The 18,151-nt window shown below is 39.9% G+C and carries 12 protein-coding genes; 5 read left to right on the top strand and 7 right to left on the bottom strand.

Annotated features, from left to right (window positions below; translation table 11 throughout):
- Window positions 1–44 precede the first annotated feature (44 nt).
- Both I6F50_RS19565 and I6F50_RS19560 read right to left on the bottom strand, forming a co-directional pair.
- Window positions 45–305 (bottom strand): hypothetical protein, encoded by a 261-nt coding sequence (locus I6F50_RS19565; protein ID WP_197177087.1) that lies wholly within the window; start codon window positions 303–305, stop codon window positions 45–47.
- A 33-nt stretch (window positions 306–338) separates the two neighbouring features.
- Window positions 339–3,491: a DUF3427 domain-containing protein gene (locus I6F50_RS19560; protein WP_197177085.1), complete on the bottom strand. Its 3,153-nt coding sequence runs from the start codon at window positions 3,489–3,491 to the stop codon at window positions 339–341.
- A gap of 428 nt (window positions 3,492–3,919) precedes the next feature.
- Here I6F50_RS19560 and I6F50_RS19555 point away from each other — a divergent pair, with 428 nt between their 5' ends.
- On the top strand, window positions 3,920–4,612 hold the full coding sequence (locus tag I6F50_RS19555) for a hypothetical protein (RefSeq protein ID WP_197177083.1): 693 nt from the start codon (window positions 3,920–3,922) through the stop codon (window positions 4,610–4,612).
- 195 nt (window positions 4,613–4,807) lie between these two features.
- Here the strand turns inward: I6F50_RS19555 and I6F50_RS19550 are convergent, their stop codons facing one another.
- The gene (locus I6F50_RS19550) at window positions 4,808–5,812 is read right to left on the bottom strand and encodes a nuclease-related domain-containing protein (protein WP_197161766.1); all 1,005 of its coding nucleotides are present in this window, start codon (window positions 5,810–5,812) and stop codon (window positions 4,808–4,810) included.
- Window positions 5,813–6,122: 310 nt separating this feature from the next.
- On the opposite strand from I6F50_RS19550, the gene I6F50_RS19545 reads away from it, so the two are divergent.
- Window positions 6,123–6,605, top strand: coding sequence for a hypothetical protein (locus tag I6F50_RS19545; protein ID WP_197161769.1), 483 nt, complete (start codon window positions 6,123–6,125; stop codon window positions 6,603–6,605).
- A gap of 2 nt (window positions 6,606–6,607) precedes the next feature.
- The gene (locus tag I6F50_RS19540; RefSeq protein WP_197161772.1) at window positions 6,608–7,741 is read left to right on the top strand and encodes a DUF1570 domain-containing protein; all 1,134 of its coding nucleotides are present in this window, start codon (window positions 6,608–6,610) and stop codon (window positions 7,739–7,741) included.
- Between the two features lie 723 nt (window positions 7,742–8,464).
- Here the strand turns inward: I6F50_RS19540 and I6F50_RS19535 are convergent.
- The 3 genes from I6F50_RS19535 to I6F50_RS19525 form a co-directional block, all read right to left on the bottom strand.
- Window positions 8,465–9,964 (bottom strand): DUF2235 domain-containing protein, encoded by a 1,500-nt coding sequence (locus I6F50_RS19535; protein WP_197177080.1) that lies wholly within the window; start codon window positions 9,962–9,964, stop codon window positions 8,465–8,467.
- A 110-nt stretch (window positions 9,965–10,074) separates the two neighbouring features.
- The gene (locus I6F50_RS19530) at window positions 10,075–12,171 is read right to left on the bottom strand and encodes a cupric reductase (RefSeq protein ID WP_197177078.1); all 2,097 of its coding nucleotides are present in this window, start codon (window positions 12,169–12,171) and stop codon (window positions 10,075–10,077) included.
- 131 nt (window positions 12,172–12,302) lie between these two features.
- Window positions 12,303–13,607 (bottom strand): NAD(P)/FAD-dependent oxidoreductase, encoded by a 1,305-nt coding sequence (locus tag I6F50_RS19525; RefSeq protein ID WP_007583476.1) that lies wholly within the window; start codon window positions 13,605–13,607, stop codon window positions 12,303–12,305.
- Between the two features lie 275 nt (window positions 13,608–13,882).
- Here I6F50_RS19525 and I6F50_RS19520 point away from each other — a divergent pair, with 275 nt between their 5' ends.
- Both I6F50_RS19520 and I6F50_RS19515 read left to right on the top strand, forming a co-directional pair.
- Entirely contained in the window at window positions 13,883–15,811 is a 1,929-nt protein-coding gene (locus I6F50_RS19520) for an ATP-dependent DNA helicase RecQ (protein WP_197177076.1), read from the top strand.
- Window positions 15,812–15,856: 45 nt separating this feature from the next.
- Window positions 15,857–16,165: a YkgJ family cysteine cluster protein gene (locus tag I6F50_RS19515; RefSeq protein WP_010554993.1), complete on the top strand. Its 309-nt coding sequence runs from the start codon at window positions 15,857–15,859 to the stop codon at window positions 16,163–16,165.
- A gap of 71 nt (window positions 16,166–16,236) precedes the next feature.
- Here the strand turns inward: I6F50_RS19515 and I6F50_RS19510 are convergent, their stop codons facing one another.
- Window positions 16,237–17,856: a methyl-accepting chemotaxis protein gene (locus tag I6F50_RS19510; RefSeq protein WP_024607430.1), complete on the bottom strand. Its 1,620-nt coding sequence runs from the start codon at window positions 17,854–17,856 to the stop codon at window positions 16,237–16,239.
- Window positions 17,857–18,151: the final 295 nt, after the last annotated feature.

Genomic DNA, 18,151 nt, shown 5'->3' with positions numbered 1-18,151 from the left:
TTTTTCACCCAAATTTGTATGCTTATTAGCATAACATTTCTTTCTTAATGGGTGGCCAAAATCACTGTACCACTACATAAGTTAGACTCAGGAATACCTAACTGCATAAAAATATCTTTTGGTTTGACTTCTAACCTATATTTAATAGTGGGGAACTTTTTATATATATGTTCTGCTAATTTATGGACAAGAAAGGCTTCTGTATTTTTATTAATACTACACTGGCACATCAGTCTACTTTCTTTATCAGCCTTTTTGATGCCTATTTCTATTTGTGAAAATATATTGTTGCGTGTTGCTCTCATCTTTACTCCTCTTAATTTCTTTAATAATATCCATCACCCAACCGCTAATTTCCCAGCCACATGCCACATTTTACTTGGCATGGGGCTTGTTAACTTCCACGTTATATTCATCGGCTGACTGCCGTTGTGGCTTTGATATTTAACCTCGCCGTAGTTTACAAACCCCATGGTTCTGCCGTTTTCGTCTTTACCTTGTTCGCGCACAAATAACAGGATAGTTTTGCCTGTTTGTTGGTGCTGAATATAACTTAGGCCGCGGCCGTGTTCTGGGCGGGCGCTATTTTGCGTTTGCCAGTGGAACAAAGTAGGGCTGATTGCGTAGTCGTGATACAGCGTTGTTGGTGAATATGTTTTTTCGCACTTGTTAAGCGTTACAAATAATAGCTCTAGGTTTTGGTTTTTAAATTCTAAAACGCCTTCGCGGGCGGTCGATTTTTTATCAAACGAGTGCGCCCCAAAAGCTGCGAGTATTTGTTGGCGTGTGTAGCGGCTGTGCAATTTTATTGCATGATTAGGTAAACACACTAAATCACTTTCTTGCTGGTGAATACGGTTTATTAATAGCGTAATTACTTGTGTAAGTTCGTGCTGTAGCTCTTTGTGTTTAAGTACTTGTAAGCTTTGTTCAAGCGATTTAAATCCTAAACTTGTGCCTGTGTTATCCCAAAAGTTGTAATGCACCATAAGCGCGTACTGTTGGTTTTGTGGTGTTGGCATAAAGCTAAAGTCGTTATTACATAAATCGCGTAAAAAGCATAAGTAGCTGAGCGAGTCGCAGCCGAGTAATTGGGTGTTTAGAGCGCGGTAATACGCGGCGTAGATATCGGCTTGGTCTGCTGGAATTTCATCACCTTTTAACCAGTGCCAGCCGCCGAGCTTTTTATCTTTTGGTTTGTAAATATCTTCAAGCGTGACTTGTGGGTTTATGCGTAAAAAGTTACTTAGCGTGAGCGCGTCATTAGTGTGTTGCGAATAGCTATTTATAAGCTGCTGTAAACGGCGTTTAGAGTTTATAGCTTGCTGAATATTTTTTAATATTGTTTGTTGTGTGCGCTTTTGTAGTTCTATGCGGCAACCCAGCGGTAAATGCGGGAAGTTGTTTTCAATCTCGGTTTTTATTGGCTGGTTACTTTTACCAATGAGTGCGCGAAATTTACTGGCAAAGTCGTATTCTGGGCGAGCATTACCCACAAAGTCGAGTACGGTACAGCATTGCTTTTGGCTGTTGTCGGGCAGGCGTAAACCACGGCCTAGTTGCTGCAAAAACAATGTTAAGCTTTCAGTTGGGCGTAAAAACAGTAGGGTATCGACCTCTGGAATATCGATGCCTTCGTTAAAAATATCAACCACGCAAAGCATTTGTATTTCGCCTTGGCGCAGCGCTTGTTGTTTGGCCGCGCGCTCATTAGTGTTTTTGCTGGTCAGTACATCGGCGTTTATGCCTGCTAAGTTAAATTTAGAGGCCATAAATTCTGCGTGTTTTTGGCTTACACAAAATGCCAACGCTTTAATGTTGTGAACATTAGTCACTATATCAGCAAGGCTCGATATAATTTTGTTAGCGCGGCTGTTCTCACCTGTATAAAGGTTACTTAGCTCGCTTATATCGTAACGGCCGCCTCGCCATGTTATTTGGCTTAGGTCGGTGTCGTCATCCAATCCAAAGTATTGAAATGGGCATAAATGGCGTTGATTTATAGCCTCTGGTAAGCGAATTTCGGCGGCTATTACTCCGCAAAAATCATCGAGTATATTTGCGCCATCTTGTCGCTCTGGTGTAGCGGTTAAGCCAAGTAGTATTGCGGGCGTAAAGTAACTTAGAATAGTGCGATAACTTGCAGCGCTTACGTGATGTACTTCGTCTATCACTATGTAGTCGTAGTAATCGTGAGTTAAATTGAGCGATTCAATTTGGCTGTTCAGCGTTTGGATTGATGCAAATAATTGGTTGTAGCGTTGTGGTTTGTAGTTACCTACCCACAGCTCACCAAAGTCGTTATTTTTAAGCACACCACGGTAAGCGCTTTGCGCTTGCTTTAGTATTTCTTCACGGTGGGCTACAAACAAAAAGTGTGCATCTGGTTTTTTATCGTAAACAGTTTTAAAGTCGAACGCCGATATTATTGTTTTGCCTGTGCCGGTTGCAGCAACTACTAAGTTTTTAAAACGATTATGTACGCTGCGCTCAGCACTTAGTTTTTCTAAAATAGCGAGCTGATGCGTTTTTGGTGTTATATCAAAATAAAACTGGCTGCTTGATTGCCCAACACCGCGTTGCTCGTTAAGTGAATTGATGAGCTTTTCTTTACACTCAACAGCGCCTGTAAATAGCTCGAAGTCTTTTGATTCCCAGTAGGTTTCAAAGGTACTTTTAGTTTTAGCTATTATGTGCGGGATTTCTTGTGCAGTAATTTTTAAGTTCCATTCAAGGCCGCTGGTAAGCGCCGAATGCGACAAGTTAGACGAGCCAATATAGCCTGTATGAAAACCCGTATTGCGCATAAATAAATATGATTTTGCGTGTAGGCGTTCTTGCTGATTATTATAACTTAGCTTTACTTCGGTATTTGGTAGGTTTGCTAAAAACTCAACGGCTTTAGCATCGGTCGCGCCCATATATGAGGTGGTAATAACTTTGAGTTTATTGCCGCTTTTAGTAAACGCTTCAAGCTCATTTTTAAAAATGCGCAGCCCCGTCCATTTTATAAATGAGACAAGCCAGTAAATAGTGTCGGACGATTTAATCTCGCGCTTTAGCTCGGTTTCGAGCGATATACCTGCATTAGCACCGCTAAATAATTCGCTTTGCGTAAGGCCTGTAAGTGGGAATATATCGCTTGAGTAATCTTTAAGATTGGCCGCAATAGGATTTTGGGTATTAAACAGTGCGGTAAGTATTCGGCCTTGGCTGTCGATCAGGTTTTCGTTAATTAGTTCGTCATCACGAATGTGATCTTTAAGCCAAAGTACAAGGCTGTTAGCTAGGCTAATTTGTTCTTGTAGGCGCTCGTTTGAGTTGGGAATAGCATCGATTGCATGCGTTACAAGTTTACTTAAAAAGCGTGAAAGCCATGTTGCCGCTTCGGCCGTTTCAAGCTGGCGTTCACCAACATAAAATTGATCACGATTTAAGTTTTGCTCAATTACTTGCGTAATTAACTGCTCGTAAATACCAATCTGCTGCATTAAAACCACTCCCAGTTAGCGAGTGATTAGTTTACTTAAATACGGTACAGCTACAAGTAATAATCGACTAAGTTACTAGTAATTAAGTATAAGCGTGTGAGTTAAGTATTAGCCGAGAGAGTAATCAAATGATGATGCTAAGAAATTATCCCCTTCAACTTCACCTGCAAACACATAATTAATGAGTAATTACCTCGCATGGATTCGAGGAAAGCGATGCTTGCACATGGAAGTGCTTTCATCGCGTTTACGTTCATATTAATTTAGTGTTTAAAGATAAGTGAAATTGAGGGGCGCCGTGGGGTTCCAAGGGGCGGTCGGCGGTATCCGCCCCTTGGTTGCCATCGCCAACGCGATATTAGTTTATTATAAGGTTTTAATGTATAAACATATTTGGGTTATAAATAGAGTTAAATAAAAGGATAAATATGGATATAGTAATTAATAAGGAACAGCTTCCTGAATTTGCAAAGCAGCACTTTGGGCACTTGTATAATCGTCTAGGTGAAGGGATTTATAGTTCTCATGAGACATTGAAAGAAGGGGATGTTTACCTCTTAGGTCTCAACCCCGGTGGTAGTGGTCATACAAAGCTAGGCGAATTCATGAATAATACGCTTACTCGCACCAGAAATTCTTATTTAAATGAAAGTTGGAAAAATGGTCAAAGCGAATATGCGCAAGGCGCGGCTCCACTTCAAAAGCGAATTCAAGGTTTACTACAGGGCATAAATCAAAATGTAGTTGATGTATGTGCTAGCAATTTGATTTTTACAACATCTAAATCCTCGCAAGATAGCAATTTTAATTTTGGTTTCGCTGGTACGTTTTGGCCTTTTCATCAAGCTGTTATAGAAATAGTAAAGCCAAAAGTTATTTTAACCTTTGGAAATGCAAAGCATTTATCGCCCTTTGGCTTTTTAAAATCAATGTATTACGATGAAAATAATTTAGATACTTTTGAAGCGATTCCCGCAGAACATGGTAAGTGGGAGTGTTATGGATTCAAAACTAAGTTCAATGGCAGGCAGACGGCTGTTATAGGTTTACCGCACCTAAGTTATTACAACCCAAATAAAGAAAAGATCTTAGAGTGGATTCGGAATTTTTCTGGATTATAAATCATCAAATAAGCACTGCATTTTTAGTAGTGCTTCCTTTCTATTAATTTTAAAAGCTACGCTTTTCGCGCGAGCAAGCTGAGCGCCTACAGGTGTTTGGGTGAGCTTTGTAGCGTTGATTGGGAGTTATGAGTTAGTTACGAAAGAGCTAGTTACTAAAGATCAAAGCGCGATGTAAAATCGCACCTACAAGTGCTAAAGCTTAATAGGCGTACTTATTTCACAATCTTTGCATACTAAAGAGTAATTTTCTCTACGTTTACTTGTTTTAGTATTGCTACTTGAACACTCAGGGCATGGTGATTTCATTGGTGTATTTGCACTGCAATTGCCGCATTTCACAAAGTAACCATAACGTCCAGAAAGAGGCTGCAAATTGGTCGAGCTATTACATTGCTTACAAGCTAATGTTATCTCTTTGATTAGATCAGTTTTAGGCTTAACTTGTGCCGTAATAGTTTGCTCAGCCGCTATTAAACTCTCATCGTAAACAGATTCTGGTTCGCTTATTTCCGCAGATACATATGAAGGTTCTTGTAAGTTAGGCGATATATTTTGCTCTAAAATAAATTGGCAAATTCTATCGAGTGTTTCTTCACTGAACCACGGTCGAACGTTTGTTGTAAAAAGGTGAAACGCATTAGGTTTAGATGCAGGAAGCTTCATTATTTCGAGTAGTTTATCAGTTATAAATTCTGATTTAACTAATCGATCTTCAATGGCTTTTGGTGTGTTTTTTCGGTTGATAATGGCGTTGCTCGATATTGCACAAATACTATGCCACTCTCTGCCACCAAACCCCTGTTGAAGTTTGCCAAATAATTTAGTGAGTAAGTTAGGTGCATTGTCGCGCATTAGGCTTTTTAATAGTGCTAGTTGTAATTCAACCTGTTTTATTGGCGATGGCATACCTTGCCAGTTACCGCGATAACTGCGACTCCATTCTTGATGTTCATTAATCGTTACTTCCCCTGTAATGCTTTTAGATTCGATAAGAATAAAGCCATAGGTGTATGCGATTAGGTGGTCTATTTGTGCGGTTTCGCCATTGTGTTTAAATTTCACATCGTTAAACACAAATACCTGACTATGATCTTTAAAGGCGCGGCGTAAATAAAAGGCAACGTCGAGTTCTTGCTTTTGACCTGCTTGTATTTTAGCTGAGTTGCTGCTGATGAGGGTTTTATCTTTTAGAATCATGAGGCGTCCTTTCAATCATGTATTTACTTAGAATATCATTGAAGTACCGAATAAGAATACTGCTTAAGTTTAAAAAATGCGAGATAAACTCCCACTTACAATTTAAAAGCCACGCTTTTCGCGCGAGCAAGCTGGGCGCCTACAGGTGTTTAGCTTGGCCTTATTTAAAAGCCAAAGCGCGATGTAAAATCGCGCCTACGCTTTTGTTGAATATGGTGGTTTAATTTTTGCTTTTTGGATTAGTAATGTTGATGTGTTTTTACGCATTTATAGGTACACTATTTTAAAGTTTTAATTCAGGGAATGAATAATGATTAAATGGATTTCACTGGTATTTATTAGCGTATTTACAACTTTCCCTCAAGCTGGTGAGACTTACACACAATCCCAATGCGATAGCATTAAAAAGCAGCGCGAAGCTATTCGGTCTCAATTTAGAAGTGGCTACAGTAATAAAGAAGGTGAGCGTTTAACTGCACGCGATAAAGCGCTATTTACATTACTTGCTAATCACTGCAGTAAGCCTAAAAAGAGTGGCAGCGCTTATCAGGCTACTTCTAACCCAACTCGTACGCCTAATAGCAATTGGTTACTCAATCAAAAAGTATCAAACATGTCTTTGCACAGCGATAGCTATAAAGATACCGCTAAGCTTGATGCTTGGTCAAAATTTTATAAATTGCCTAAACGTTGCCGCAAAAAAGGGATGGAGTCGGACGACTTTGTATGGTGTAGCGAGTATCGGGGTAAACAAAAAGAGTTATTTGAAGCACAGTGGCAAGGGCGCCCATAAATATGTTTAAAACAAAATTACGCGTGGTGTTTGTATTTTTTGTGCTGCTAATTGCATCGGCGCTCATTGCTAATCATTTTACTGGGCGGGTATTTAATTATCATGATCCTATAGGCGAGGTTAAACGAATTTATAGTAGTTTATCGTCACAGATAGCTACTGAACCGCTAGCAACTAAACAGCTCAAAAATATAAGCTCGGCAACTTTACAAAATGCATCAGTATCTGCCGATAATCATTTATCGCAAGCTAACAATACGCGCTGCGTGGATGTATCGTTAGGGAAGATTAAATATAAACGTAATGGCGATATATTTACGTGGACAGACAGTGACGGTGTGCCGCATTTTAGTGACAAAAAACCGGATTTTGCGGTAGCAACTTACGATACTGGTTTTATTGAACCGCTAGATTACTTTGACCTCACTTTAAATACGCCTAATTTACCTTCGTCATTTAACCAAGCGTTACGCATAAAACTCAATACTGTATTTAAAGTATATGGACAGATTATTGGCGTGCACGCACTTAAAAAGGTAAAGCTTAATTTAACGGTACTGCCTACGCGCCGCGCTTATGAGGCCGCAATTAAGCAACGCAGTGCTGACCCTGCAAACACTGCGGGTATGTATTTTCACGCGAGTAATTCTGCTTTTATTCATTATAAAAATGCACACAGTGCAATGCGAACTGCGGTACATGAGGCAGTGCATGCCATTAATAAAGCGGTTTTAGGCTACACCCCTAGATGGTTTAATGAGGGATTTGCAGAATACTTTGAGCTTACTAAAAGTAATATGCAAACAGCTATTGTTGAGTCGAATAGTTCATGGACGAAAAATAACAATATTACTAAAAGTGTATTTTCAATTGATTCGTTAGTGGGTTTGGATGACTCGTGGAAAAAAGGTGATACCAGTAAGCTGTACGCAAGCAGTTGGGCTGCAATTTACTTTTTAATGGATACGCAAGCAGGGCGATCGTTACTTAAGAATATAATGCTTGCTGAGCAAGAATTTCTCTGTAATAAGCTATCTGAAAAGCAATTAAAAACGATGATGTATAAGCAGCTTCCTAATCTTAATCGTGAATATTCTAAGCGGTTAAAAAGTCCTTTAAAAGCGCATATATTTTAAATTACAAACCAAAAGCGCGATGTAAACTCCCGCCTACAGCTTTTCGCGCGAGCAAGCTGAGCGCCCACAGGTGTTTAGCTTGGCCTTATTTAAAAGCCAAAGCGCGATATAAAATCGCACCTACGCTTTTGTTGAAAGTTGTGTTTGCAATGATGTAGGTGAGGTTTTATACCTCGCTTATAAATACATTTTTTACCACAGAAAAGTGAATTATTGTTCTATGTAGCGCTTAAAAGTAATGAGGCAATTAACTCTGCTATTCGCCTCATTGCATGAGGCAAATAAATTGTTATTCGCCTCACCATGTGAGGCGAATAGGTGTTTAGGTGAGCTTTGTAGAGTTGATTGGGGTAATGATCTAGTTACTAGAGGGCAAAGCGCGATGTAAAATCGCGCCTACAATTTAAAAGCTTCGCTTTTCGCGCGAGCAAGCTGAGCGCCTACAGGTGTTTGGGTGAGCTTTGTAGCGTTGATTGGGGTGTTTGAATTGTTGTAGGTGAGGTTTTATACCTCGCGGGTGTTTTTATAAGAGCTAAGCGCGATGTAAAATCGCACCTACGGGTTTGTTGAGTGTGGTGTTTGAATTATTGTAGGTGAGGTTTTATACCTCGCATGGTGTTTTTATAAAGCCAAAGCGCGAGGTAAACTCCCGCCTACAATTTAAACGCTTCGCTTTTGCGCGATGTAAAATCGCACCTACAATCTAAAATACTGTGCAATCTACTATTCCAACCGCGTTACTTTTACTTTTATTTTTCCGGCATTAGCGCCATAAAAGCGGCTTAGGTCGTTTGCGAATGGGCAAAACTCGCCAGATTTATCTATTTTAATATCGGCGCCGTTGGCTATTTCAAAAAGGTGGTCGTCGTTTTTATTAATAGCACCAATGAGTGAAAACCATTGCGCGCGAGGAAATCGTCTAAATGGTTCGAGTACGGCCATTGGGATTTCTTTTACGCCAAGTTGAACGTTGTCTCGGTTCCAGCCTAATGGCGTGCACTTTATGCCATCGTCAAACCAGTATTGATTTGGGTATGGGGTAAAGCGATACGTAGCGCCTTGCTCTAGCATGAGGCCGGTTGCGTTGTATTGCTCAGAGGCAAATACCACTATATCTTGGCTTTGGTTAATGCTCAGCACACTCATGTTTTGATTAGCCAGTTCTATATGTTGGCTTAAACCAATAAAGCTAAGTGTGGTGTTGTCGTTGTAGCTAATTTTGTAATGCAGTTTTTTAAGTGATTCTGGGCGATAACTGGTTAGTTTATTAATGCGTTCGGCTACGCTGTAGTGCACTAAAGGCTCAAGGTTGCTGGCTTGATCATCAATTAATACATAGCACTCTCTATCTACTAGTTTAAAAAATGGGTTAAACCAAAAGTAATTTTGCTGATGACTTAATGCGAGTGGGTCGGGTGTTACGGTTACGTCATCTTGTGCTACTAAGTTGCTATCGGGGAGCAGGGTTTCGTAATCTATGTCGTGGCTAGTGAGTAACGAAATATTAAGCGGTTGTTCTATTAACCACTCAAGTGCATAGCGCAAGCTAATATCGGCTAGGCCATCGCGGTAGTAACCGCCGCCAATGTCTGAATGCGCACCTGCAAACCATAGCTCAGTAATATTGTTTTGATGGTTCATGAGTGTGGGTTCAAATGCGCGGCGTTTTTCGTCAAGGGCTACGCAGTGCAGCGCCTGAGTAATGTTGTTGGCAATGGTGTGGTTTTCAAAAATAACATGCTCTGCGCCACGAGTGGCTTTACTTACTTTTGACAAGCCAATAGAGGCGACTGTATCAAACACACATACATACACGTTGTTGCTTATTAAGGGTTCTAAACATTTAGCAAAACGTCTGGCAAGCGCAGCGCCTCGGCTAAAGCCTGTTAGCAGTATGGTATCGCCTAGTTGATAGTGAGCTTTAAAGTCGCTTAACGCTTGATTTAAAATACTGGCTACGTCGTCACCGCGAGGTGCAAGGGTTTGGTTTAAAATACGTTTAAGGCGGCTGCCTTTAGTACCAATACCTTGATAATAAAAACTGAGTTGGTTAGCAAAAGGAGTAATTGGGGAGTCTTCTAATTTACCGCCAAGCAGCAAATGCAGTTTTAGAATATTTGTAATATTAGAGTCTTCTTTAAAATGATCTGAGCTAAATTGTTCTGCGTCACGGGGCTCGTTTCCTGTGCCGTCAAAGTTAAAAATTAGCGTTTTACCCGTCATAACCCAATTCCCTTAGTTGTTTTAAATACTCTACACAGACAATGTTAAAAATTAAAGACAATATTCATCAGGTAATGACGAGCTAATTTATGGCTCGCCTGCTATGAAGATCAGTGATTATAAAAAGTATAGCTATTTAACGTTGTTTCCTCTAATGGTTTAAGCGCAGAGTTAAGTTGTATCAACTGCTGATAAACTTCAGGGTAAAATATTTTTAATCGGGCAACGCGAGAAAAGTGGTTTGGTTCAAATTTTTCAACAAGCTGCAAAGCTAAAGGAACCATTGGGCTTAACTCACCTTTGGTGTAGCTTTGTTCTAGCGCTAAGTCGAGTATATCTACGCCAAGTTTACTGGGAACAGTCGGTATTTTGTTATCAATTAGAAATTGGACTGCTTCGACAGAAGACGACGCAGCTTGTGTATAAACGTCGCGTCCATGTATATCGGTAATCGAAAAATCAAAACCAAGTTGTGCAAGTTCTTGCCATTGACTAAGCGGAATCCAGCTTAGTCTAACCAACTCTGTTGGAGGGATAGGTAGCGTTCGACTATTCCAAATAGGCACTAAGTCATATGGATTCTTAAGTAACCTAATAAATAGCACGTTTGTCTCTGTTTGATTTAGTGGAGTTGTCTGGCTGTATTCATGTGCTTTTTGAAATTCTTTTTTAGCTAAATACTCACGAAATACACTATCGCTTCTATCTGAAGAGGTACGGCGGGCAAGAGTGTTCCACCAATAATTAACTAAAACAGGGTCTATATTTTGTAATACGTCTTCAAAGTTACTGCCATACTCTTTTTCAATTTTGCGCACTTTGTCGTAAGCATCACTATCTCGTATGAGCTTTTGGGCTGCAAACAGCTTTTCTGTTAATTGATTACAATTGCTTGAGGCTGAATCTAGATCTTCTTTTTTATGTTGTAGCTCTAGTAAAAATTGAGATATTTCAGAGTTATCTGGCTCAGTTACTCTAGGCAGCATAGAGTTTTCAATTATAGAGATTTGGCTAAAGTAGAGGTAACTTAAAGGGTTTGTTTGCTCACTAATAAAAGTACCTTGTTGATATTTAAATTTGTTTTCAAAAAGTAGAGTCTTATCTGATGAATTTTTATAATTAAACTCACCATGGGCTTTATATCCTTCGGCGATTAAGTAATCCAGCATATCAGTCTTACTTTTATCTAAATCTTCTAAAGTTAAGTTTCCGTTTTTAGGTAAATTAATTATGGCAATATCTAACGCTGTAAATAGGCCTGCCTTATTGGTTGGCGAGACTCCTGCTTGTTTTAATGCTTTTACTAAGGGTAAATTAAATTGGCTAATAGCTAAATCGGCTAAGTTATATAAAACGGTAAAATTGTCATAAATAGGCATATCATTAAGTGAAGGTACTTGCTTCATTAGCGCAAAAATATACTCATTAGGTAGACCGTTATTTATAGCTACTGCGAGTTCATTTACCGTAAATTGATTTACTGTGATTACATGCTCAAATTCGTCAATTGAAAGTTTATTTGCATTGAGCATAAGTAGCGTGGCGGGAGAGATAACATTACTACCTTCAATACGAATAAACGACTGCAAATAAGTGGTAAACGTGTCGGAATTGTTTAATAGTGCATAGAGGGTTTCTTTTTTTACATTTTCATCAAGTGGAACGTTAAATGTTAAACCAGCAGGGCTTTGGGTAGCCGAACCTAACTGCTGCACCATCTCTTTTACTTTATCAGTGGTGAAATTTTGAATAGCTTCAATGCCTTGCCAGTCAGCTAAAATAGCTATGCTTTCAATTATTTTATAGTCTTTTTTTTGTTTATCTTTAATCGCTTCTTTAAGTAGCGTTGTATATGACTGATAAGATGCCTCATACAAACCTGAATACATTAATAGGTCGGCGACAGAAGTACCTTTGTTGAGTTCATTTTTAAAAAATGAAGTAAGCGATTGGTTTATTTCATTTATTTTGTATGCTTTATCAGCCGATTTATTTTTACAAAGGCTAATTTCGTGTTTTAGTTTTACTACTTTCTGTTGTGGGGATGCTTGAACGATCTGCTTTTGTTGTTTTATTTTGGGCTGAACTATATTTGAGGCAGGTTTTAAATTTTGCTTTACTACTGGTGAGCTGGATTGAGCTATAAATATATAAGTTGCCAATACAACCGTAGCAATGGCAATAAGCGCCAGGGGTCCTTTTTTCATAAACGTTAATCCTTTAGGTTCACTATTTCAATTATCCACATGGTACTATTTTAGATACTAATAGTGTAAGAGGCTTTAATAAAGTATTAATTTATTAAAGCCATTTTATAGGCTGCTAATTCAGTTTGCTTTTAATGCAATTTCATTTTAGGACGCACTACACGCAACACTTTTTCGCTTATCCATAATGCAAAGGTTTTTGCGCTGCCGTGTATGGCGCGTTGGTGCATACGGTATAAAGATATATACATAAAGCGGGCAATTTTACCTTCAATAAAAAAGGTATTGCTGGTTAGGTTGCCCATTAAGTTACCTACCGTGCTGTAGCTCGATAAGTTAACTAGCGAGCCATGGTCGCTGTATTTAAAGCCGCGTAGTGGTTGCTGCTTTAGCGTTGCGATGAGATTTTTTTCGACGCATAACGCCATTTGGTGCGCCGATTGTGCGCGTGGTGGTACTTGCTTGCCGTCGGCTTGGGTAAATGCGCAGCAATCGCCTAATACAAAAATGCTTTCGTCAACGGTGCTTTGTAAAAACTCGTTTACTTGAATTTGATTGCTACGAGTAAGCTCAAAAACACCTAAGTCTTTAATAAAATCAGGTGCTTTTACGCCTGCCGCCCACACCATTATATCGGCATCAATGTGTTCTTCATCTTTGGTGATAAAGCCTTGTGCGGTACCTTCTTTTACTTGCGTTTGCTCGCGCACGTTTACACCAAGTTTTAATAGCTCACGTTTAGCACTTACGGCAATACGCTCTGGTAATGCAGGTAAAATACGTGGGCCAGCTTCAATTAAATGAATGTGTAAACGTTTTGACGACATATTTGTTAAGCCATAAAGCTTTAATAGCTCAGACACATGGTAAAGCTCAGCCGAGAGTTCAACGCCCGTAGCACCGCCGCCTACAATGGCAATATTAAGTGATTGCTGTTGGTTGTCGTCTTGGTGAAGGCGCGTAAAGCTATCTAGTAATGAGTGCTGAAAGCGCTCTGCTTGTTGGCTTGAATCTAAAAAGTAGCAGTGCTCTTTTATACCAGGGGTATTAAAGTCGTTACTTACGCTGCCGATGGCAATAACAAGGTGATCATAACGAACTGTACGACCAGGTAAAATAGTGTGGCCTAACTCGTCGTTTAATGGGGAGAGGGTAATTGTTTTATTGCTTTGGTCTATATTGCAAAAAGTACCAAGTTGAAAACGATAATGATGTTTTGCGGCATGGGCTGAATACACAACGCCATCTAAATCAGGGTCAATAGAGCCTGTCGCTACTTCGTGCAGTAACGGCTTCCATATGTGGGTACGGTTTTTGTCTATTAACAGTATATCTGCTTGTTTTTTTTTCCCTAGCTTATGCCCCAGTTGGGTTGCAAGTTCTAATCCGCCAGCACCACCGCCAATAACGACGATTTTAGGTATTGTAATACTCATAACGTTGCCCTTAAAAATAATATACCCAAGTGATCTGTATTTTTTATTAGTTTTTTAAGGTGACTTGGGTATCAATAAATTATTTTGGCAACAAGTAGTTACTACTCATTTTATGGGTGCCTAGTTTGCGCCTAAATAAAACCGATGTCAGCAATAAATAATGTTATTTGTTGTATACTGAGTTGCAAATATTTCATACACACCGAGTTGCAAATATTTTATCTACACCGCATTTTTATAAGCATGACTATTGTTTAGCCATCAAAAGGACATTTATGACCACGCCACTAATTCAATCACTTGAGCAGCACTTTGGTTTTAGCCAGTTTAGAACAGGGCAACAACAAACTATAGAGCAGCTTTTAAATGGTCAATCGTCGTTGGCTATATTTCCGACCGGCTCGGGTAAATCGTTGTGCTATCAATTAACTGCGTTGCATTTACCAAATTTAACCTTAGTGGTTTCGCCTTTACTTGCATTGATGAAAGATCAAATTAGCTTTTTAAATAGCAAAGGTATTTATGCTGCCAGCCTTGATTCGAGCCAAGATCAAATGCAAAGCAGCACCGTAATGAATGATGTGCGAAACGGTAAAATTAAAGTATTAATGGTGTCGGTTGAGCGCTTTAAAAACGAGCGTTTTAGAGAGTTTATAAGCCAAGTGGCGCTTTCGATGTTAGTGGTAGACGAAGCGCACTGTATATCAGAATGGGGCCATAACTTTAGACCTGACTACCTTAAACTGCCGCGTTACCGCGAAGAGCTTAATATTCCTTTAGTGTTGTTACTTACGGCAACGGCCACTAAAAAAGTTAAACGCGATATGGCTGAGCGCTTTGCTATTGCGCCTGAGTGCATTGTGCAAACGGGCTTTTACCGCGCTAATTTAGATTTAAGCGTGCTGAGTGTTAAAACCGCCGATAAAAACACCGAACTTGCCAACATTGTGCGTGCGCAAAGTGGCCCGGGTATTGTGTATGTAACGCTGCAGCAAAGTGCCGAGCAAGTAGCAAACACGCTCAGTGCGCAAGGTATTCATGCTGTTGCTTACCACGCAGGACTTGAAGATACGCTACGCTGGCAAATTCAAGATGACTTTATGGGCGGTAAAATTAACGTAGTGGTGGCAACCATTGCCTTTGGTATGGGCGTTGATAAATCGGATATTCGCTTTGTTATACATTACGATTTACCTAAATCGATTGAAAATTATAGCCAAGAAATTGGCCGAGCAGGGCGCGATGGCAATCCATCAAACTGTTACACGCTTGCTAACCTAGACGGCCTAAATACAGTCGAAAATTTTGTATACGGCGACACCCCAGAGCTTAGCGGTATTGAATACGTAATTAACGATATTCGCCAAAGCCACCAGCAATGGGAAATGCAAGAATACAGCCTTTCAAGCGAAAGTAATATTAGGCAACTAGCCCTTAAAACCTTACTCGTACAGCTAGAAATGCAAGGCGCTATAACGCCGCAATATGCATACTACGCCGATTTTAAATATAAATTTTTGGTTGATAAAAACGAGCTACTTGGTCATTTTGACGAGCAACGCCAAGCATTTTTAACACAAATATTTAGCCATACCGATTTTAAAAAAATATGGGGCACGCTAAATTTTGACTCCCTTACACAAGCTGCGCAGGTTGATCGAAAACGCGTAGTGGCTGCTCTTGACTACCTAGCCGAAAAAAACCTAATAACGCTCGAAACCAAACGTATTACCCAAGTATACAAAGTGCATGGAGAGGTTATAAATAACCCGGAACTTGCCCAGCAACTTCACGACTACTTTACCGACAAAGAACAGGCCGAAATTAAACGTATTGCTGCACTGGTACGCTTTTTTGAGCTACAAAGTTGCTTAAGCTATAACTTAGCGCGCTATTTTGACGATCAAAATGCACCTGAGCAATGTGGGCATTGTAGTGTGTGTAGAGGTCATGCAGTTAAGCTTGAGTATTCTATAGAGCCTGCATATATTGACGAGCAACTTATTTATCAAAAGGTAGATGAGTTTTTAGCGCATATGGCAGGCAAAGGTAATCATAATGTGGGTATTGAAACCCAATGCCGCTTTTTAGCAGGGATGAGTGTGCCGTTATTTGCGCGTAATAAAGTACGCCAGCTGAGTGGTTTTGCACTGTGTGAGCAAATGCGTTACAGCGATATTAAAGCAAAACTACTAGCGCGTTAAATTAGTTACTGTATCCTAGTGGCTTATTCAAAAAAGTAAGCCACTATGCCTCATATTGTTATTCCCGTTGAAAATATTTCTACTACCCCAGAGCCCGTTACGTGTGCTAACTGCCAAGCCTGTTGTTGCCAATTAGAAGTGCGCATAGTAACCGACACTGGCGTGCCTTTTAACTATATAGAATACGATAAATGGGGCAGTGAAGTAATGAAACGCGCTGACGACGGTTGGTGCCAAGCACTCGACCGCAATACGCTTATGTGCTCTATTTACGAAAACCGCCCATTAGTATGTCGCGAGTTTGAAATGGCCTCGGGTGAGTGTATTACCGAGCGCGATTTAGCGGGTATATAGTCCGCTATTATTAATGTACATAAACAACAAAGGGGCTTAAAAGCCCCTTTGTTTATTGCTTACTATAAAAATTAAACTTTAAAGTAGCTAATATACTTTTTAAGCGTGTTTGAAAGGTCAGCTAATGCAACGGCTTCTTGTGCGTTACTGTTAAGCGACATGCTGGTTTCTTTGGACATACTGGCAATTTCTTCTACGCCAGTACTAATTTGCGCCACGGTGGCTACTTGGTTTGATGTTGATTCAACAATTTCAAGCACGTTACTTAATGAGTCATTAGCTTGTTGCTGTATTTGATGCAGTAGCTCGTTTGCTTCGTGAGTAAGCGTTAAGCCATTTTCTACTTGTGGTACTGTGGTTTCCATAGCTGTTACCGACGCTTGCGTGTTTTCTTGTACTTGCAAAATCATCTTTTCAATATCGCCTGTTGCATCACCAGTACGCTGGGCAAGTTGTCTTACCTCGTCAGCAACAACAGCAAACCCTCGGCCTGTTTCGCCTGCTCTTGCAGCTTCTATTGCTGCATTTAGTGCAAGCAAGTTTGTTTGATCAGAAATACTGCGGATCACACTTAAAATATCGCCAATGTGTTTTACATGTTCTTGCAGCACGTTTACTTGGGTAACTGTGGCTTTTACGGTTACTGAGATTTGCTCAATTTCGGCGGCAACTTTTTGCACTGCAATACTACCTTGCTGTGACAACTGCGCGGTTATTTTTGAGTTATCTTCTGTTTGCCTAACTGAATCGGCTACAGCATGAATACTACGGCTCATTTCTTCTAGGCTGCTTACTGCCGAGTTTGTATAAGTTACTTGTGCGTCAGCGGCACTAAGTGCTTGCTGCGAGCCAGATGCTACGCTTGCAGAGTGCGTAGAAAGCTCTTCAGATGAGTTAATAATGCTATCTACAATGGTTTTTAATTTAGATTGCATCACCCCTACAGAAGCCATCATGCTATTTGGGCAACACGACTGCACATCACCTCTTAAGTCGCCTTGTGCAATAAGGGCAATTACTTCGGCGGCCTCTTGTGGTTCGCCACCTACTGAATTTCTGATCAGTTGGCTAATAACATACGCAACGCTTATGCCTATTAAAAAGGCAAGTGCGGTGAGCGAAATCATCCAAATTTTAAACGAGCTGGCAATATCGAGAGTATCAATAGTGGTGGTTTGATTTGCTTGCTCTTGCAGGTTTATAAATTGGTTTATAACATTTAGCCACTGGGTAAATGCAGGGCGCGCATCGGTTAATAAAATACGTTCAGCTTCGTTTAGGTTTCCTGCATTTTTAGCGTTTATAACACCTTGAATAAAAGGCTGAGTGCGCTGCTCTATTTGATTTATTTTATTAATTAGAGCGCGCTCTTCATTATTCATATTACCCATTAGCTCGGCCATAGACCGGCTTGACGTTTGGTAAAATGCGTTTAGCTCTTTTATGCTCTTTAACACGGAGCTTAAACTGCTTTGATCGGTAATTAGCACTACATCGCGCACGGCTATTGCTCTGTCGTGTACGCTGCCTCTAAAGTTAATTGCGTAACGTTGCTTTACCGAATTTACGTCGGTCATGTGGGTAATGTTATTATTAATGAGGCTAACGCGCGAAATGCCAATAATGGTTAAAATAAGCATCATTGATAAAATTACGCCAAAGCCGGTCGTTAAACGCATGTTTATGGTCATGGTTGATCCCAAGTGTGAGTCAATACGCGCAAGAGCAGCTTGTATTATTAGTGATTATTCTAAAACAATAGCAGCATTATGCCTTATTAATTAAAGTTTTATTAGCAATAAGGGATTGTTTGTTAATTTAGTTTACAAGCGTAACTTTAATGAGGAGTGTTTTTCAGGCATTAAAAAAGGGGCTAAATGCCTAATGCCGATCAGTTAAGAAAATGACCGGTTGACCGATCCAAACGATCATGCAAAATCCGTAGTTAGGAAACTAACTACGGATTTTTTTGTGAATATAGAACAA

The sequence above is a fragment of the Pseudoalteromonas sp. NZS127_1 genome (assembly GCF_015864295.1).
Classification (GTDB): Bacteria; Pseudomonadota; Gammaproteobacteria; order Enterobacterales; family Alteromonadaceae; genus Pseudoalteromonas; species Pseudoalteromonas arctica.
The sequence above is the reverse complement of the archived record's forward strand: the minus strand, read 5'-3'. Positions and strand labels throughout refer to the sequence as shown.

What these genes read in the sequence shown, in the direction of transcription:
- I6F50_RS19565 (WP_197177087.1), bottom strand. Translation starts at nt 305, where the DNA reads ATGAGAGCAACACGCAACAATATATTTTCACAAATAGAAATAGGCATC.
- I6F50_RS19560 (WP_197177085.1), bottom strand. Translation starts at nt 3,491, where the DNA reads ATGCAGCAGATTGGTATTTACGAGCAGTTAATTACGCAAGTAATTGAG.
- I6F50_RS19555 (WP_197177083.1), top strand. Translation starts at nt 3,920, where the DNA reads ATGGATATAGTAATTAATAAGGAACAGCTTCCTGAATTTGCAAAGCAG.
- I6F50_RS19550 (WP_197161766.1), bottom strand. Translation starts at nt 5,812, where the DNA reads ATGATTCTAAAAGATAAAACCCTCATCAGCAGCAACTCAGCTAAAATA.
- I6F50_RS19545 (WP_197161769.1), top strand. Translation starts at nt 6,123, where the DNA reads ATGATTAAATGGATTTCACTGGTATTTATTAGCGTATTTACAACTTTC.
- I6F50_RS19540 (WP_197161772.1), top strand. Translation starts at nt 6,608, where the DNA reads ATGTTTAAAACAAAATTACGCGTGGTGTTTGTATTTTTTGTGCTGCTA.
- I6F50_RS19535 (WP_197177080.1), bottom strand. Translation starts at nt 9,964, where the DNA reads ATGACGGGTAAAACGCTAATTTTTAACTTTGACGGCACAGGAAACGAG.
- I6F50_RS19530 (WP_197177078.1), bottom strand. Translation starts at nt 12,171, where the DNA reads ATGAAAAAAGGACCCCTGGCGCTTATTGCCATTGCTACGGTTGTATTG.
- I6F50_RS19525 (WP_007583476.1), bottom strand. Translation starts at nt 13,607, where the DNA reads ATGAGTATTACAATACCTAAAATCGTCGTTATTGGCGGTGGTGCTGGC.
- I6F50_RS19520 (WP_197177076.1), top strand. Translation starts at nt 13,883, where the DNA reads ATGACCACGCCACTAATTCAATCACTTGAGCAGCACTTTGGTTTTAGC.
- I6F50_RS19515 (WP_010554993.1), top strand. Translation starts at nt 15,857, where the DNA reads ATGCCTCATATTGTTATTCCCGTTGAAAATATTTCTACTACCCCAGAG.
- I6F50_RS19510 (WP_024607430.1), bottom strand. Translation starts at nt 17,856, where the DNA reads ATGACCATAAACATGCGTTTAACGACCGGCTTTGGCGTAATTTTATCA.